This is a genomic window from Streptomyces sp. CA2R106, from assembly GCF_037034245.1.
GTDB lineage: Bacteria > Actinomycetota > Actinomycetes > Streptomycetales > Streptomycetaceae > Actinacidiphila.
The window spans coordinates 277,727-294,216 of record NZ_JBAGKC010000003.1; the positions used below are offsets into that span (position 1 = coordinate 277,727).

The following is a 16,490-nucleotide window of genomic DNA, read 5'->3' on the forward strand; positions in this document are numbered from 1 at the left end:
AGGAGGAATCCGGGCCGGCCGGCGGTTCGCCCGCCGCGGGCGGGGCATCCGGACAGGTCGGCGCCCTCGGCGCCACTCCCCTGACCCGACCTCAAGGAGCCGCAGTGAGCAGCAAGGACACCCCGCGCGAGAACATCCCCGGCGCACCGGGCGTGGAGCCGCCGCCGGTGGACGAACCGACGCGGCCGCGGGACCCGCTGCCGCCCAAGGCGGACCAGCGCGGCCCGGCGACCGGCAGCCCCACCGGGCAGCCGACGGGCGCCGACCCGGCGACGGCCGCGCAGGCCGGCGCCTACCTCACCACGGCCCAGGGCGCGCGGCTGTACGACACCGACCACTCGCTGAAGGCCGGTCCGCGCGGGCCGGTCCTGCTCCAGGACCACCATCTGCGGGAGAAGATCACCCACTTCGACCACGAGCGCATCCCCGAGCGGGTCGTGCACGCCCGCGGCGCCGCGGCCCACGGCGTCTTCGAGTCGTACGGCACCGCCGCCCGCATCTCCCGCGCCGCCTTCCTCGCCGAGGGCGTCCGCACGCCGGTGTTCGTGCGGTTCTCGACGGTCCTCGGCTCGCGCGGCTCGGCCGACACGGTGCGCGACACCCGCGGCTTCGCCACGAAGTTCTACACCTCCGAGGGCGTCTTCGACCTGGTCGGCAACAACATCCCGGTGTTCTTCATCCAGGACGCGATCAAGTTCCCGGACGTGATCCACGCGGGCAAGCCGCACCCGGACCGGGAGATCCCGCAGGCGCAGAGCGCCCATGACACGTTCTGGGACTTCGTCACCCTGCACACCGAGGCGACCTTCCACACCCTCTGGAACATGTCCGACCGCGGCATCCCGCGGTCCTTCCGGATGATGGAGGGCTTCGGTGTCCACACCTTCCGGCTGGTGGACGCCGAGGGCGGCACCACGCTGGTGAAGTTCCACTGGAAGCCGAAGCTGGGCGTCCACTCGCTGGTGTGGGAGGAGGCGCAGATCGCCGCCGGCGTCGACCCCGACTTCCACCGGCGGGACCTGGCCGACGCGATCGAGGCCGGCGCGCACCCGCAGTGGGAGCTGGGGGTGCAGACCTTCCCCGACACCGAGGACCAGATGTTCGAGGGCATCGACCTGCTGGACCCGACGAAGATCGTGCCGGAGGAGATCGCGCCGGTGCAGCCGGTGGGCCTGATGACGCTGGATGCGAACCCGTCCAACTACTTCGCGGAGACCGAGCAGGTCGCCTTCCACGTCGGCAACCTCGTGCCCGGGGTGGACGTCACCAACGACGCCCTGATGCAGGGCCGGCTCTTCTCCTACGTCGACACGCAGATCACCCGGCTGGGCGGCCCCAACTTCCCGCAGCTGCCGATCAACCGCACGCACGCGCCGGTCAACGACATGCTCCGCGACGGCATGCACCAGACCGCGGTGCACCGCGGCGTCGCCCCCTACCGGCCCAACTCCCTCGACGGGGGCTGCCCGTTCACGGCCGGCGCGGACAGCGGCGCCTACATCGAGGCGCCCGTCGAGGTCCCCGCCTCGCGCAAGGTCCGCGACGCGTCGGCCTCCTTCGACGACCACTTCAGCCAGGCGCGGCTGTTCTGGCGCAGCATGACGCCCCCGGAGCGGGAGCACATCGCCGCCGCCTACACCTTCGAGCTCGGCAAGTGCTACGAGAACGCGGTCAAGGAGCGCGGGCTGCGGGTGCTGGCGAACATCGACGGCGAGCTGTGCCGGACGGTCGCCGCCGGTCTCGGGCTGCCCGCGCCGGAGCCCACGGTGCCGCCGGCCGATCCCGAGCCGAGCCCGGCGCTGTCCCAGCTGGGCGGGCGCTGGCCGACCGACGGAAGGGTGATCGGGATCGTCGTGGCCGACGCGGGGCAGGACGTGGCCGACGTACAGCAGGCCGTGCTGGCGGCGGACATGGTGCCGCTGGTGGTCGCGCCGACGGGCGGGCCGGGCGTGCAGCGCACCTTCGCGACGGCCCGGTCCATCGAGTTCGACGCGCTGCTGCTGGCCGCGGCCCCGGGGCCGGCCGCCGACGCGGCGCCGGCCCGCGACGCGAAGGCCGACCCGGAGGCGGCGGCCGTCACCGACATCGACCCGCGGGTCCTGCTGCTGGTCACCGAGGCGTACCGGCACGGCAAGCCGCTCGGCGCCTTCGGCGAGGGCGGTGACGTGCTGGCGGCCGTGGGGCTCGCCGCCGGCGGCGCGGGGGTGGTCGCGCGGGACAGCGGGACCGAGGCCCTCGGGCAGGTCGCGGGCCTGCTCGCCGAGCACCGCGTCTGGGACCGCTTCCCGCCGCTGCTGGGCGGCTCGTCGGCCTGACCCGGGCGGGCCCGCCGCCGCTTCCGCGCCCCCGCGTGGGGCGCCCCGCACAGGCGGCGGCGGGCCGACAGGTCAGGAGCCGGGGTCAGGAGTCGGCGGGCGCCGGGTCGTCGGCGGGGGCGGCGGTACGCAGCCGCACCCACACGCGGCCGTCCGTGACCCGCGTGTCGAAGCAGGGCTGCGGGGCGGTGGCCGGGCCGGTGACGTTCCACCCGTCCGACAGCCGGAAGGTGCTGCCGTGCCACGGGCACCGGACGCAGCCGTCGGTGATCTCGCCCTCCGACAGCGGGCCGCCGAGGTGGCTGCACCGGTCGGCGAGCGCGGATAGCGTGCCGTCGGCGTCGCGCAGCACCAGCACCGCGACCTCGCCGACGAGGCAGCGCACCGGGCGGCCGTCGGGGAAGTCCGCGACCGCGCCGACGTCGTGCCAGCCGGGCGGGGTGATCCGGGGCGTGGCCTCGCTGTGGTTGGCGCCGGCCGCCTGGTGGTAGGCCAGGTGGCCGCCCAGGGCGCCGCTGGCCGCCACCGCGGCCAGGCCGAACAGGGCCGTCTTCCGCCCGCGGTGGCCGATCAGGCGGGAGGCCAGCGACATGGTGTAGCAGGAGGTCGCCACCACGTTCAGCAGCGCGTGGCCGAGTCCCACCCGGGCCTGCTCGTCCTCCAGTTCGGCCCAGTCGGCCAGCCCGGCGGCCGCCGCGGGGACCGCGCCGGCCAGGCCGACCGCGATCAGCAGCCCGGCCTGCCGCCGGCCGCCGGGCGTCCAGTCCAGCACCGCGGACGACAGCCAGGCGCCCACCGGCACCTGGACGAGCAGGGGGTGGACCGGGTGGCCGAGGAAACGCCCGTGCAGCAGGTCGCGGACGTCGCCCAGCGCCACGGCGTGCACGCCGCCCCGCAGCGCCCCGATCGCGCCGTCCAGCGCCGTGGTGCGTTCCAGCCTGCTGACGGCGTCGGCGATCCGGCCGGGTCTGGCCCGGTCCGGTGCCCATCGCAGCAGTGGCTGTGCCATGACCGTCGTCGCGCTCCAGCGTGTCATGCCCCCGAGTCTGGGGGCCGGGCCGCGGTCGCGCCCGGCGGCGGGCGGACCTGCCCGCGCGCGTGCCGGTGCCCGCGCGCACCCGCCGCCCGCGCGGGTGCCGGTGTGCGCGCGGGCTGCCGGGGTACGCGGCCCCGCAACGGAGCCGGACGCTTTCCGCCCGCCCGCACCGCCGCCGTTCGGGTGACGTACGGCGCGGCGCGGGACGGCGCGGGAGCACGGCTCCGGGGTGCTTCGAGAATGCACGAGGCGGGCATCGAAGGCGGGCGACGGCGGGAGGCGGCGGGCATGGGGCGGACGGCGGTGGCCGAGGTCGCCGCGTGGTGGGTGCTGCTCGCCGCGCTGGACGTGGTGCTGATCAGCTCGGTCAATCCGGTCGAACTGCTGGTGGCCGCCGGTGCCGCGCTGGCCGGCGCGCTGGCGGCGCACCGGCTGCGGCGCGCGGTGGGCATCGGGCGGCCGCACGGCCGCGGCGCCCTGCGCGCGCTGGCGGCGCTGCCCTGGTCGCTGCTGCGCGGGAGCGCGGCGCTGGCCGGGGCGGTCGTGCGGGGCGGGCGGCGGCCGGGCGGTGTCCGCCGGGTCGTGCTGCGCCCGGGCACCGGCGCGGGCGGCGCGGGGCTGCTGCTGGCCGCCTCCGCGGACACCTGCGTGCTCACGATCGACGAAGACGGCGCAGACGGCACGGACGGCACGTCGGCGGCCGGGGGCGCTCGGCAGGGCGCCGCGGTCCGCGTGCACGCCCTGCGCCGCGCGCCCGGCGCGGTGGAGCGTGCCCTCACCGGTCCGGACGGCCCGCGGTGAACGCGTGGACGGCCGCGGCCCTGGTGCTGCTCGCCGGCGCGGTGCCCGCGTGCCTGTGGGTGGCCGCCGCGGGCTCCGCGGTACGGCGGCTGGTGGCGCTGTCGCTGCTGTCCACCGTGGTGGGCGCGGTGTTCCTGCTGCTGCCGCAGGGGTACGGCCGGTCCTCGTACCAGGACCTGGCGCTGGTGCTGGCGGTGCTGTCGCCGGCCGGGACGCTGGTGTTCACCCGCTTCGTGGTGGCCGGCGGGAGCGACGGGGCCGTTGAGGAGCAGCAGCGTGCCGGCGACTGAGTGCGCGGCGCTCACGGGGCCTGCCCGGGGGCACGGGTGACGGCCGGTCATGTGGCGGCCCTGGTGCTGCTGTGGGCGGGCGTGGGCTGTGTGCTGCTGTCGGCGGCGGCCCTGGTGTGGCTGGACGGGACGCCCGCGCGCCTGCACGCGCTGGCGGTCGCGTCGTGCCTGGGGGTGCCGCTGATCGCGCTGGCGCTCGCGGTGGAGCAGGGCCCCGGGCGCGCGGCGGCCAAGACGCTCTTCATCGGCCTGGTCTTCGCCGCGGGCGGCACGGCCGCCACGATCGCGGTCGGCAAGGCCGCGTGGGAGTCCGGCGAGGTCGGGGCAGGCGAGGGGCACGGGAGCGGGGACGGCAGCGGGGAAGAGGAGGAGCAACGGTGGACACGGCCCTGATCGGTGTCGCGCTCGGCTTCGTGGTGGTGGCCGCCACGCTGGCGGTGCTGTGCCGCGAACCGGTGCGGCAGGCGGTGCTGCTCGGTGTCCTCGGGCTGGCGCTGGCGCTGCTCTTCACGGTGCTCCAGGCACCGGACGTGGCGCTGTCGCAGGTGGCGGTGGGCACCGTACTGACGCCGCTGCTCATCCTGCTGACGGTGCGCAAGGTGCGACGGCGCTCGCTGTCCGGGCCGGAGCATCCCGCCGGCGGCGGCGAGCCGGAGGGACCGGGCGGCGGGGGCGGGTCGTGAACGCCCGTGCGCGGCTCCTGCTGTTCGCGCTGTCCGCGGCGGTGCTGGGAGTCTGCTTCGCCGTCTCCTGCCGCGAACTGCCGCGGTTCGGCGGCGCCGCGCACCCCTACGGCACCCGCGCCGTGGCCGCGGCCCTGCGCCACCGCACCGCGAACGTCGTCTCGTCGGTCAACTTCGACCTGCGCGGCTTCGACACCCTCGGCGAGGAGTCGATCCTCTTCGGCACGGTGCTCGGCGCGACGCTGCTGCTGCGCCTGGCCCGCGACGAGCGCCAGCACCCCGCCGCCTCGGAGCACGTCCTGCCCACCACCCGGCTGCTGGGCGCGGTGCTGCTGCCGGTGACCGTGCTGGTCGGGGTGTACGTCGTGGCGCACGGCCAGCTCAGCCCCGGCGGCGGCTTCCAGGGCGGGGTCGTGCTGGCCACCGCGCTCCATCTGGGCTATGTCGCGGCCGACTACCGGGTGCTGCGGCGGCTGCGGCCGCTGGTCGTCCTGGACATGGCCGACTGTCTGGCGGCGGCGTCGTTCACCGCGATGGGCGTCGCGGGCCTCGCGGCGGGCGGCGCGTTCCTGGAGAACGTCCTCCCGCTGGGCACGTTCAACCAAATCACCTCGGGGGGCATGGTGCCGCTGTTCAACGCGGCCGTCGGCGTGGAGGTCGCGTCGGGGCTGATCGTGCTCGTCGCGCACTTCCTCGACCAGGCCGTCGAGGTCACCGGCAGCACCGAGCAGAAGGAGGGCGCCTGATGGGCGTGTGGGCGTACCTGGCCGCGGGATGGATTCTGCTGGTGGCCCTCTACGGGCTGGTGACCAGCAGGAACCTGATCCACGCGATCGGCTGCCTGGCGGTCGCGCAGTCCTCGACGTACGTCCTGCTGCTCACCGTCGGCTACCGCGACCACGGCACCGCGCCGGTCTTCTCCGACCTGCGGCCCGGCTCGCGGCCGGTGGTGGACCCGGTGGTGCAGGCGCTCGCGCTGACCGACATCGTCGTGGGCGCGACCGTCACCGCCCTGCTGCTCGCGCTGACGATCCAGTTGCGCAAGCGGCACGGCACCGTCGACCCGCAGGCGCTGACCGCCCTGAAGGGCTGACCCGGTGACGGACGCGGTCCTGCTGCCGGCGGCGGTGGCGATCCCGCTGCTCGGCGCGCCGCTGCTGGCGGTGGCCGGCCGGGTGCTGCCGCGGAAGGGCTGCGACGTGCTGGCCACCGCCGCGGCCGCGGCCGACGTGGTCTGCCTGGCGCTGCTGTGGTCGCACCTGCACGGCGTCGCGGTGGCGCGCCTGGCCGGGTGGCCGGTGCGCATCGGCGTGGTGCTCGCCGCGGACCGGGTCGGCGCGGGCCTGGCGCTGCTCGCCGCGTGCCTGGTGCTGGCGGTGCTCGCCTACTCCTGGCGGTACTTCGACGAGCCGAGCGGGGAGCGCGCGGGCCTGTTCCCGGCGATGGTGCTGACCTTCCAGGCCGGCATGGTCGGCTTCGCGCTGACCGGGGACCTGTTCAACGCCTTCGTGTGGTTCGAGCTGATGGGCGCGGCCGGGTACGCCCTGACCGGCTACCGCATCGAGGACCCGCGCCCGCTCCAGGGCGCCCTCACCTTCGGGATCGTCAACTCCCTGGCCGCGTACTGCTCGCTGCTGGGCATCGGGCTGCTCTACGCGCGCACCGGCGAGCTGGACCTCGCGGCGCTGGGGCCCGCGCTGGCCGGCCACCGCGCCGACCTGCTCACCGTGACGGGCTTCGTGCTGGTCGTCACCGCCATGCTGGTCAAGGGGGCGGTGGTGCCGTTCCACTTCTGGCTGCCCGACGCGCACGCCGTCGCGCCCACCCCGGTGTGCATGCTGCTGTCGGGCGTGATGGTCGAGCTGGGCGTGTACGGCGTCGGCCGGGTGTACTGGACGGTCTTCTCCGGCCCGGGCGGCGTCCCGCACGAGGTGTTCCGCCACACCTTCACCGCGCTGGGGGTGCTCACCGCGCTCGTCGGCGCGGTGATGTGCTGGCAGCAGCGGCACCTCAAGCGGATGCTCGCGTACTCGACGGTGGGTCATGTCGGGCTGTTCGTGGTGGGGATCGCGCTGCTCGGGCCCGACGGGGCGGCCGGCACCGCGGTGTACGTGGCCGCGCACGGCTGCGTGAAGGCGGCGCTGTTCGGCCTGACCGGTGTGCTGCTGGACCGCTACGGCTCCGTCGACGAGCACGGGCTGCACGGCCGGGGGCGCGCGCTGCGGCTGCCGGGCGTGCTGTTCGTGCTCGGCGCGCTGGCGCTGGCGGGGCTGCCGCCGTTCGGCACCGGGCTCGGCAAGGCCCTCGGCGAGGCCGCCGCGGGCTGTACGCAGGCGTGGCTGCCGGCGGTGTACGTGCTCACGTCCGCGCTCACCGGCGGGGCGGTGCTGCGGGCGGCGGTGCGGATCTTCTGGGGCGCGGGCGCGGTGCCGGCGCAGCGGCCCGGCGAGGAGGAGACCAGCGGCGAGGGCGAGGAGCCGGAGGTCCGGACGCCGGGGCGGTCGCTGCCGCCGATGATGACGGCCGTGCCCGCGGTGCTGCTCGCCCTGTGCGCGGCCGTGGGGTGCGTGCCCGCGGTGGGGCGCGCGATCGCCGGCGGCGCCGGGGTCTACACCGACCCGGCCGCCTACCGGGCCGCGGTGCTGGGCGGGGCCGCCCCGGCGGTCGCGCACGTCGCGTCGGCGTGGACGGGTGAGGGGCTGCTGCTGGGATTCGTGTCGGCCGCGGGGGCGGCCCTCCTGGCGTGGCTGGCGGTGCGGCGGCCGGTGCGGCTGCCCTTCCACCGGGCGGTGCGCCACGCGGTGACCGGGCTGCGGCGGCTGCACTCGGGGCATCTGGGCGACTACGTCGCCTGGTTGACCTTCGGGGTGGCCGCGCTGTGCGTGCTGATCGCCGCGCAGACCTGACGGCCGGGCCGGCCGGAGGTCACAGGGGACGGCGCAGGGCCGAGCGGCCCGACCGCCAGGCGTCCAGCAGGTGGGCGGCGAGCCGGTCCTCCAGCAGGACGGTGGCGTCGGCGCCGAACGCGACGTCGGCGCCGAGGTGGGGTTCCTCGGCCAGCAGCCCGCCGACGACCTCGTGCCGGACGACCTGCTCGTGGACCGCGTCGGCCGCCACGTGCTCGGTGTAGAAGCGCTCCGCGGCGGGCCCGGCGCCGGTGCGGCGCATGGCGGCGGCCAGCCGGCGGGAGCCGGGCGAGGAGGTGACCTCGACGCAGCCGAAGTGGCCGACGAGCGCGCCGCGCAGGTCCCGCCGCAGGCCGAACAGGGTCATCAGGTTCACGGTGGCGAGGGCGACCGCGGGCGCGGCCTGGGTGTAGCGCCCGTAGGCGGTGTCGAGGCCGAGGTCGGCCATCAGGTCGGCGAAGAGCTGGGCGTGCACGTCCTCGGCCCGGCCGGCGCCGAACTCGTCGTACTCGATGGCGACCATGCCGGCCTTCGCCCGCCCGTGCAGCCGAGGGATGACCCAGGCGTGCGGGTCGGCCTCCTTGAGGTGGTAGAGCGAGCGCAGCGCCGCGTACTCGCGCAGCTGGCCCAGGTCGCCCTCGTGTTCGAGGTGGTGGGTGACGCTGCCGGCGGGGTCGGCGGGCTCGACCAGCAGGTCCGCGAACGCCTCGTCCGGGGTGCGGGCGGGCACGTCGGTGTGCAGGGCCCGCAGGAAGGTCTGCTCCAGGGCGGCCCGCAGCGGGGCGAGCAGCGGGGACCACTCCATGTCGTCGGGGACTTCGTCGAAGCCGCGGTAGTGCAGCTCGTACAGGACGTACAGGGCCAGTTGGAGGTCGTCGCCGTACGGGTCCTCGGTGGTGTGGGCGCGCAGCACGTCCCGCTGCTGCGGCGGCCGGGCGGTCGTCAGCGCCGTGGCGACGGCGTCGGACAGCGGGCCGCGGGCCTGCGGCAGCCGGGGGGCGGTCAGGGTGCCGGCGGGTTCAGGTGTCCGCACGGGACGGGCCTCCTTCGGGCGGGTCGGCGGGGCGGCGGGCGTCCGGCTCGGGCCGCGGCGGCGCGGGCGGGCGCCTGCGGCGCCGGTGGCTGGTGTCGCACCAGGGCGGGGTGCGGGTGCGGCGGCAGGTGCAGATCGCGACCACGAAGCGGTCGCTGACGGCCACGGTCCCGTCGTCCCGCACCACTTCGACCGGGCCCTCCACGAGGATCGGCCCGTCCGGGTCCACCCGGACCCGGACCGGACGCCGGCCGCCGCCGCCCGCACCGGCCGGGCGGGGGGCGTCGTGCCCGGGCTCCCGCGGGTCAGGTTCGCTCGGCACGGACGACCACCAGCTCCTCGTACTCGTCGGCCGGTCCGACCAGGCCCTGGTCCCGCAGCCACGGCAGGCGGCGGCTGAGCACGGGGCCGAACCGGACATGGTCGCGGGCCACGACCTCCGCGGCGAGGCCGCCGGCCCGCAGCCGGTGCAGGCTGGCCTCCACGCCGCACAGCCCGGAGTGCACCATCAGCAGCACGCCCGCGGGGCGCAGCAGTTCGGGGGCGCGGGCGCAGACCCGGTCCACCACGTGCCGCCCGTCGCGCCCGGCGTCCCAGGCGCGCGCGGCCCCGCCGGGCGGCGGCAGGTCCTCGGGCGCGGGCACGTAGGGCGGGTTGGTGACGACCACGTCATAGGTGCGGCCCTGCTGCTTCCCGGCGAGGTCGCCGCGGCGCACCCGGACGCGCTGCCGCTGCCGCGCCGCGTTGGCCCGCGCGGCCAGCACCGCCCGCCACGAGATGTCGGTGGCCGAGACCCGGGCGCCCATCCGCGCGGCCAGCACCGCCAGCGCCCCGCTGCCGGTGCCGATGTCGAGCAGGTCCGCGCCGTCCAGCGGTCTTTCGGCCCGCAGCGCCCGGCCCAGCAGCCGGGTGTCCTCCTGGGGGGCGTACACGCCCGGCAGGGTCCACGGCCCGCGGGGGCGGCGGAAGGCGAGGGAAGCGGTCTGGGCAGCCACGGGGGACCTCCGGGGGTCGGGTGCGATGCGGGCGTGGGCGCTTGCGGTCAGGCGCTGCCCGGTGGTCGCCGGCCCGGCGGGGCCGCGAGCAGGCTGCCGTCGAGAGCGGACAGCAGGTCCCTGGGGCTGTCGTAGACCGCTTCCGCGCCCGCGTCGGTCAGTTCGGCGCGGGAGAAGCCGCCGCCGGTGAGCACCGCGAGGCACCGCACCCCGGCCGCGCGCGCGGCCTGCGCGTCCCACACCGCGTCCCCGACGAACACGGCCCGCTCGGCGGGCACCCCCGCCTTGTCCAGCGCCTCCCGGACCAGGTCGGGGGCGGGTTTGCTGGCCTGCACGTCGTCGGCGGTGGTGGCGGCGAAGAGCACGTCGTCCACGCCGAGCGCGTCGGTCATCACCTTCGCCTCGCCGCTCTTGGCCGAGGAGGCCAGCACCGCCCGCCAGCCGCGCGCGGCGCAGGCGCGCACCAGGTCGGCGGCGCCGTCCAGCGGGGCGAGGCGCGACCAGTACTGCGCGTACAGCGCGTCGTGGGCGGCGCTCAGCGCGCTGTCCTCGTCGTGGTCGCGGTCCTCGCCGAGGAGCGCGTCCAGCAGGTGGTCGCTGCCCATGCCGACGCAAGCCTGGATACGGGCGCCGCGGACGGTGTGGCCGCCCTGGCGCAGCGCCTCCCACCAGCAGACGGTGTGTAGGTGCACGGTGTCCATCAAGGTGCCGTCCACGTCGAAGAGCACGGCCGCGGCCTCGCCGCCGGGCCGGTCGGTGCTCTCGGTGCCGCTCATCGGGTGTCCTCCGGTTTCCGGGTCCGCCGGGTTGCGGGGTCGAAGGGGGTGCGGGGTAGAGGGATGCGGGGGTCCGGCTCAGCTCGGGGGGTAGGGCCGCACGCGCAGCGCGCGGGCCAGGTGCGCGGTGTTGGCCGCGAGCGTCTTCGTGGTGGCGGCGACCGCGTCGGGCGGCTTGTCCAGATCCTGGTAGTCGGTGCCGTGCATGGCCTCGCCGACCCAGTAGGTCGCCGCGCCCGCGGCCAGCGAGAACCCGACGTCGTTCAGGCCCTGGAAGAGGTCCGCGGTCACCTTGTGCGCGCCGTCCTCGTTGCCGACCACGCACACCGCGGCGGCCTTGCCGTAGGTCAGCTGCCGGCCCTCGTCGTCGGTCTCCGACAGCTCGCCGTCCAGCCGCTCCAGTACGCGCTGCGCGACGCTGCACGGGTGGCCCAGCCAGATCGGCGTGGACAGCACCAGGATGTCCGCGGCGAGCATCTTCTCCCGGATCGCGGGCCAGGCGTCGCCCTCCCCCATGTCCACCGCGACGCCGGGCCGTACGTCGTGGTCCGCGATCCGGACCGCCTCGCCGGCGACGCCGTGCTCGCGCAGCGCCTCCAGGGTCTGCTCGGCCAGCAGCTGGGAGCTGGAGGGGGCCGGGGACGGGTTGAGGGTGCATACCAGGGCCAATGCCGTCAAAGCTGCGTCGTCCATGTCCGGTCGGATACCCCGCTGACGGAAATGACACGTGCCCGGAGCCGATCGATCACCCGCGCGCCGCCCGCCGGTCGCCCAGCGCATGGGTGCGATGACGTGGCGTGGCGTACGGCACCGGGTTCAACGAGGCGCCGCCGGTCGGGTCTCACCACACGAGGTCGGCCGCCCGGACCAGCCGCGCGCCCATGTTGCGCTCCATCATCCGCAGCGCGGGCCGCGCCAGGTCGTGCTGGATGTGCGCCACCGCGTCGCGCACCACCGTCACGTCGAAGTGGCGGATGTGCGCGTCGAGGGCGGAGTAGAGCACGCACTGCTCGGTCACCTGGCCGCACAGCACCACGTGCCCGACACCGGTCTGCTGGAGCAGGTACTCCAGCGGGGTCTGGTAGAAGATCGAGTGGCGGGCCTTGACCACGAACAGCGAGTCGGCGTCGGGCAGCACCGGTTCGACCAGGTCGGGGTGGGCTCCGCCGAGCGCGGTCGCCACGAGTTCGTCGTGGTGCGAACGCCAGCGGCCGAAGTTGTCGTTGACGTAGACGACGTCCACGCCGGCCTCCCGGGCCGAGGCCAGGGCGCGCCGCACGCCCGGCAGGGCCTCGCGCACGGAGCGGACCAGCAGCTCCGCGTCGGGGTGGTCGTAGGTGTTGATCATGTCGATGACCACGAGTGCGGACTGCCGTGCGGTGCTCACCCTGGCATGGTCGCCCGCCGCGCCGGCGTCCGCGACCGCGGCGCGGCCCGCGGCCGCCGGGAGGCCGGGCCGCCGGTCACGTCCCGGCCTCCTGCGCCGGGCGGGCGCCGGCGAAGCCGTGCCGGGTGACCAGGGCGAGCAGCGCGGGCATGCCGCCGTCGCGCTCGGCGGCGCGCTGCCGGTCGGCGCCGGTCCCCTCGGCGAGGAACCGCTCGACGCCCGCGGTGACGCGCTCGGTGTCCCCGGACTCCGCGAGCGCGGCGCCGGTGTGGTCGAGCAGGGCGCGCACCACGTCGGCGGCGTCGGCCTGGGTGCCGGAGCGGGGGTCCACCAGCGTGCCGGACAGGCCGTGCCGCGCGGCGTGCCACTCGGCGGCGTGCATGATGCTGGCGGGCGGGTCGAGCGCCCGCTCGGCGTGCTGCGCCTCGCGGATCGCGGTGACCACCAGGGCGCGGGCCAGGCCCGCGAGGGTCACGGCGTCGGCCACGTCCACCTGCACGTCGGGCGCGCGCACCTCGAGCGTGGGATACCGCTCCGACAGCCGGGCCAGCCAGTACAGCTGCTTGCGGTCGGGGGCGACCCCGGTGGCCATCAGCGCCTCGACGCGCTCTTCGTAGTCGTCGGCATCGGTGACGAAGGGCGGCGACCCGCTCACCGGCCAGCGGCCGAAGACGACGGTGCGCCAGCTGCCGAAGCCGGTGTCCTGGCCCTGCCAGAACGGGGAGTTGGCGCCCAGGGCGAGCAGGACCGGCAGCCAGGGCCGGACCCGCCCGAGTGCGGACGCGCCCACCGAGCGGCTCGGCACGGCGACATGGATGTGCATCCCGCAGATGAGCTGCTCGTCCACCAGCCGGCGGGCCTCGGCGTGCATCTTCTGGTAGCGCCGTTCGCGGGTCACCGGGACGTCCTGCCGGCTGGGCACCGGCAGTCCCCCGGTGGCGGCCGGCCGGCACCCCTCGGTCGCGGCGGCGGACGCGACCGCCCGCCGCAGCCGGGTGAGGTGCTCGCCGACCTCGTCCAGGCTGCCGCACACCGGCGTGGCGATCTCCACCTGCGCCTGGAGCAGTTCGCGGTCGACCTCGTCGCGCCCCAGCCCGGAGCCGATCCGGGCGGCGTCGTGCACGCGCTGGGCGCGGGGGCAGGGCAGGTGGGAGCGGGTGTCCAGGAGGAGGTACTCCTCCTCGACGCCCAGGGTGACGCCGGTCGTGTCCATGGCCCTTCGCCTACCCGCCGTGCGCGCGGCCATGACCGCCGCGCGGGACGGGTGTCAGCCGGACCGGTACTCCTCGGCGCGGGCGGCGTGCAGGGACATCCCGTGGCCCGGGGCGCCGGAGGCACCCGGGGCGACCACGCCTCCGGTGGGGTCGCAGCCGCCGGAAAAGAGCGTGTTCTCGATCCTGACGTGGTCGTGGAACCACTCCAGGTGCCGCAGGTTGGGGACGGCCGCGGCCGCGTGGGCGTGCAGGTGGGGCGCGCAGTGGCCGGAGATCTGGAGGCCGTGCGCCTCGGCGAGGGCCGCGACGCGCAGCCATACGGTGATGCCGCCGCAGCGCGTGACGTCCGCCTGGAGGCAGTCCACCGCGTCGGCGGCGAGCATCTGCCGGAAGTACGGCAGCGTGTAGCCGTACTCGCCGGCGGTGACGTCGGGCAGGACGGCGGCGCGGACCTGCGCGAGGCCGGCCAGGTCGTCGGAGGAGACGGGTTCCTCGAACCAGGTGACGCCCTCCGCGTCGAGGTGCCGGGCCAGCCGGACCGCCTGCTTGCGGCCGTAGGCGCCGTTGGCGTCGACATAGAGCTCGGTGCGGTCGCCGACGGCGTACCGGGCGCGGCTGACGCGGGCGCGGTCGCGCTCGGGCTCGCTCCCCCAGGACTCCCCGATCTTGATCTTCACGCGGGTGAAGCCCAGGTCGCCGGTCCAGCCGCGCAGTTGGCGGTCCTGGTCGCGGTCGGTGTAGGTGGTGAAGCCGCCGCTGCCGTAGACCGGGACCTCGGTGCGGGCCGCGCCGAGCAGGTGGACCAGCGGCAGGCCGAGCAGGCGGGCCTTGAGGTCCCACAGGGCGAGGTCCACCGCGGAGACCGCGTGGCCGGCGATGCCGGGGCGGGCGGCGTTGCGCACCGCCCGGGTCATCGCCTCGTTGGCCGCGGGCACGTCCCAGGCGGAGCGGCCGGTGACGACGCCGGCGAGGTGGTCGCGGATCACCGCGGCCGCGGCGGGCGAGCCGTAGGTCCAGCCGAGGCCCTGGGCGCCGCCGGCCCGCACGGTCGCGGTCACGACGGTGGTCGCGTCCCAGCCGAGGGTCCCGTCGGCCTCCGGCAGCTCGGTGGGGACGGTGTAGACCGCGCTGTCCACCGCGTCCACGGCCGGCGGGTCGCCGGGCGCGGTCCCGCCGGCCGCGCCGGAGTCCGGCGGGACCGGCGGGACCGGCGGGCTGCTCACGCCCCGGCCCCGGGGCGGTCCTCGCGGTGGCGGTGGCCGGGCAGCATCTCCTGCACCTTCGCCTTGAACCCCTGCTTGACCACGTCGGCGCGGTCGGGGTCGCCCTGGAGCACGGCGGACGCGGCGGCCTCGATCTGGTCGAGGGAGGCGTGCGGCGGGATCGGCGGCACCGCGGGGTCGGTGCGGAAGTCGATGACGTACGGGCGGTCGGCGGCCAGGGCCCGCTGCCAGGCCCCGCGCACCCCGCCGGGCTCCTCGACGCGTTCGCCGCCGAGGCCGATCGACCGGGCGAAGTCGGCGTAGGGGACGTCGGGCAGCGCCTGCGAGGGCACGAACTGCGGCGCGCCCTCCATGGCGCGCATCTCCCAGGTGACCTGGTTGAGGTCCTGGTTGTTGAGGACCGCGACGACCAGCCGCGGGTCGCGCCACTGGTGGTGGTACTTCGCGGCGGTGATCAGCTCGGCCATGCCGTTCATCTGCATGGCGCCGTCGCCGACGACGGCCAGCGCGGGCCGGTCGGGGTGGGCGAACTTCGCGCCGATCACGTACGGCACGCCCGGGCCCATCGTCGCCAGGGTGCCGGACAGCGAGCCGCGCATGGCGCCGCGCATCCGCAGGTGCCGGGCGTACCAGTTGGCGGCCGACCCGGAGTCCGCGGCGAGCATGATGTCCTCGGGCAGCAGCTCGTCGAGGGCGTGCACGACGTACTCGGGGTTGATCGGGTCGGCGTCGACCGCGGCGCGGCGCTGCATCACCTCCCACCAGCGGGCGGTGTCCTTCTCGATCTTCTTCCGCCACGCGCCGTGCTTCTTCGCCTCCAGCAGCGGGATCAGCGCCTTGAGGGTCTGCGCGGAGTCGCCGACGAGGTTGACCTCGAAGGGGTAGCGCAGCCCGACCATGAACGGGTCGATGTCGATCTGCACCGCGCGGGCCTGGTCGAGGTCGGGCAGGAACTGGGTGTAGGGGAAGCTGGAGCCGATCACCAGGAGGGTGTCGCAGCCCTGCATCATCTCGTAGGAGGGGCGGGTGCCCAGCAGGCCGATCGAGCCGGTGACGTAGGGCAGTTCGTCGGACAGGGCGTCCTTGCCGAGCAGGGCCTTGGCGACGCCGGCGCCGAGCAGGTCGGCGATCTGCTCGACCTCGGCGCGTGCGCCGCGCGCGCCCTGGCCGATCAGGAGGGCGACCTTCTCGCCGGCGTTGAGCACGTCGGCGGCGTGGTGGAGGTCGGCGGGCGCCGGGGTGGGCGCGTAGGAGGAGACGCCCAGGCTCGAGGGCACCATCTTGAACGCGTGCGTCGGCGGGGAGTAGTCGAGTTCCTGGACGTCGGCGGGGATGACGACCGCGGTGACGGTGCGGCGGGCGTACGCGGTGCGCATCGCGCGGTCGATGACGTTCGGCAGCTGCTCGGGGACGGTGACCATCTCGCAGAACTCGGACGCGACGTCCTTGTAGAGGCTGAGCAGGTCCACCTCCTGCTGGTAGGAGCCGCCCATGGCGCTGCGGTTGGTCTGCCCGACGATCGCGACGACGGGCACGTGGTCGAGCTTCGCGTCGTACAGGCCGTTGAGCAGGTGGATCGCGCCGGGTCCCGAGGTGGCCGCGCAGACCCCGACCTTGCCGGAGAACTTCGCGTAGCCGACGGCTTCGAAGGCGGCCATCTCCTCGTGCCGGGCCTGGACGAACTCCGGTTTGTCCTCGGCCCGGCCCCAGGCGGCGAGCAGGCCGTTGATGCCGTCGCCGGCGTAGGCGAAGACCTGCTCCACGTCCCATTCGCGCAGGCGCTGGAGTACGTAGTCGGACACCTTGATCGACACGGGGTACGTCCTTTCTG

18 protein-coding genes are annotated in these 16,490 nt (G+C 75.8%); 8 read left to right on the forward strand and 10 right to left on the reverse strand.

Features of this window, described 5'->3' with window-relative positions:
* Positions 1–104: 104 nt before the first annotated feature.
* Positions 105–2,315, forward strand: coding sequence for a catalase (locus tag WA788_RS06845; protein ID WP_335972465.1), 2,211 nt, complete (start codon positions 105–107; stop codon positions 2,313–2,315).
* Positions 2,316–2,400: 85 nt separating this feature from the next.
* On the opposite strand, the gene WA788_RS06850 is transcribed toward WA788_RS06845, so the two are convergent.
* Positions 2,401–3,351 (reverse strand): Rieske 2Fe-2S domain-containing protein, encoded by a 951-nt coding sequence (locus tag WA788_RS06850; protein WP_443033983.1) that lies wholly within the window; start codon positions 3,349–3,351, stop codon positions 2,401–2,403.
* A gap of 240 nt (positions 3,352–3,591) precedes the next feature.
* Here WA788_RS06850 and WA788_RS06855 point away from each other — a divergent pair, with 240 nt between their 5' ends.
* Genes WA788_RS06855 through WA788_RS06885 form a run of 7 tightly spaced genes read left to right on the forward strand, consistent with a single transcriptional unit; the run spans position 3,592 to position 8,031 of the window.
* Entirely contained in the window at positions 3,592–4,152 is a 561-nt protein-coding gene (locus WA788_RS06855) for a hypothetical protein (protein WP_335972466.1), read from the forward strand.
* On the forward strand, positions 4,149–4,442 hold the full coding sequence (locus WA788_RS06860; RefSeq protein WP_335972467.1) for an MrpF/PhaF family protein: 294 nt from the start codon (positions 4,149–4,151) through the stop codon (positions 4,440–4,442). Before WA788_RS06855 ends, WA788_RS06860 begins: the two co-directional genes overlap by 4 nt.
* Positions 4,443–4,478: 36 nt before the next feature.
* Entirely contained in the window at positions 4,479–4,835 is a 357-nt protein-coding gene (locus WA788_RS06865) for a monovalent cation/H(+) antiporter subunit G (protein WP_335972468.1), read from the forward strand.
* Positions 4,820–5,125 carry a Na(+)/H(+) antiporter subunit B gene (locus WA788_RS06870; RefSeq protein WP_335972469.1) on the forward strand — a complete coding sequence of 102 codons (306 nt, stop codon included), beginning with the start codon at positions 4,820–4,822 and terminating at the stop codon, positions 5,123–5,125. The genes WA788_RS06865 and WA788_RS06870 overlap by 16 nt, the downstream gene beginning before the upstream one ends.
* Positions 5,122–5,871 carry an MnhB domain-containing protein gene (locus tag WA788_RS06875; RefSeq protein WP_443033984.1) on the forward strand — a complete coding sequence of 250 codons (750 nt, stop codon included), beginning with the start codon at positions 5,122–5,124 and terminating at the stop codon, positions 5,869–5,871. The genes WA788_RS06870 and WA788_RS06875 overlap by 4 nt, the downstream gene beginning before the upstream one ends.
* Positions 5,871–6,218: a sodium:proton antiporter gene (locus WA788_RS06880; protein WP_335972470.1), complete on the forward strand. Its 348-nt coding sequence runs from the start codon at positions 5,871–5,873 to the stop codon at positions 6,216–6,218. The genes WA788_RS06875 and WA788_RS06880 overlap by 1 nt, the downstream gene beginning before the upstream one ends.
* 4 nt (positions 6,219–6,222) lie before the next feature.
* Positions 6,223–8,031 (forward strand): complex I subunit 5 family protein, encoded by a 1,809-nt coding sequence (locus tag WA788_RS06885; RefSeq protein ID WP_335972471.1) that lies wholly within the window; start codon positions 6,223–6,225, stop codon positions 8,029–8,031.
* Positions 8,032–8,050: 19 nt separating this feature from the next.
* Here the strand turns inward: WA788_RS06885 and WA788_RS06890 are convergent, their stop codons facing one another.
* From WA788_RS06890 to WA788_RS06930, 9 genes are all read right to left on the reverse strand, one after another.
* Positions 8,051–9,064 (reverse strand): iron-containing redox enzyme family protein, encoded by a 1,014-nt coding sequence (locus tag WA788_RS06890; protein ID WP_335972472.1) that lies wholly within the window; start codon positions 9,062–9,064, stop codon positions 8,051–8,053.
* Complete coding sequence (locus WA788_RS06895; RefSeq protein WP_443033985.1) at positions 9,051–9,386, reverse strand: CDGSH iron-sulfur domain-containing protein; 336 nt, start codon at positions 9,384–9,386, stop codon at positions 9,051–9,053. Before WA788_RS06895 ends, WA788_RS06890 begins: the two co-directional genes overlap by 14 nt.
* Positions 9,370–10,059, reverse strand: a complete 690-nt coding sequence (locus WA788_RS06900) for a HemK2/MTQ2 family protein methyltransferase (RefSeq protein ID WP_335972473.1) — start codon at positions 10,057–10,059, stop codon at positions 9,370–9,372. Before WA788_RS06900 ends, WA788_RS06895 begins: the two co-directional genes overlap by 17 nt.
* A 47-nt stretch (positions 10,060–10,106) precedes the next feature.
* Complete coding sequence (locus WA788_RS06905; protein WP_335972474.1) at positions 10,107–10,835, reverse strand: HAD family hydrolase; 729 nt, start codon at positions 10,833–10,835, stop codon at positions 10,107–10,109.
* Positions 10,836–10,913: 78 nt separating this feature from the next.
* Positions 10,914–11,528: a flavodoxin family protein gene (locus WA788_RS06910; protein ID WP_335972475.1), complete on the reverse strand. Its 615-nt coding sequence runs from the start codon at positions 11,526–11,528 to the stop codon at positions 10,914–10,916.
* A 148-nt stretch (positions 11,529–11,676) separates the two neighbouring features.
* Positions 11,677–12,222: a cysteine hydrolase family protein gene (locus WA788_RS06915; RefSeq protein ID WP_335972476.1), complete on the reverse strand. Its 546-nt coding sequence runs from the start codon at positions 12,220–12,222 to the stop codon at positions 11,677–11,679.
* A 76-nt stretch (positions 12,223–12,298) separates the two neighbouring features.
* On the reverse strand, positions 12,299–13,435 hold the full coding sequence (locus WA788_RS06920; protein ID WP_335972477.1) for a carboxylate-amine ligase: 1,137 nt from the start codon (positions 13,433–13,435) through the stop codon (positions 12,299–12,301).
* A 54-nt stretch (positions 13,436–13,489) separates the two neighbouring features.
* On the reverse strand, positions 13,490–14,581 hold the full coding sequence (locus WA788_RS06925) for an enolase C-terminal domain-like protein (RefSeq protein WP_335973048.1): 1,092 nt from the start codon (positions 14,579–14,581) through the stop codon (positions 13,490–13,492).
* A gap of 74 nt (positions 14,582–14,655) precedes the next feature.
* Positions 14,656–16,473 carry a thiamine pyrophosphate-requiring protein gene (locus WA788_RS06930; protein ID WP_335972478.1) on the reverse strand — a complete coding sequence of 606 codons (1,818 nt, stop codon included), beginning with the start codon at positions 16,471–16,473 and terminating at the stop codon, positions 14,656–14,658.
* Positions 16,474–16,490 lie beyond the last annotated feature (17 nt).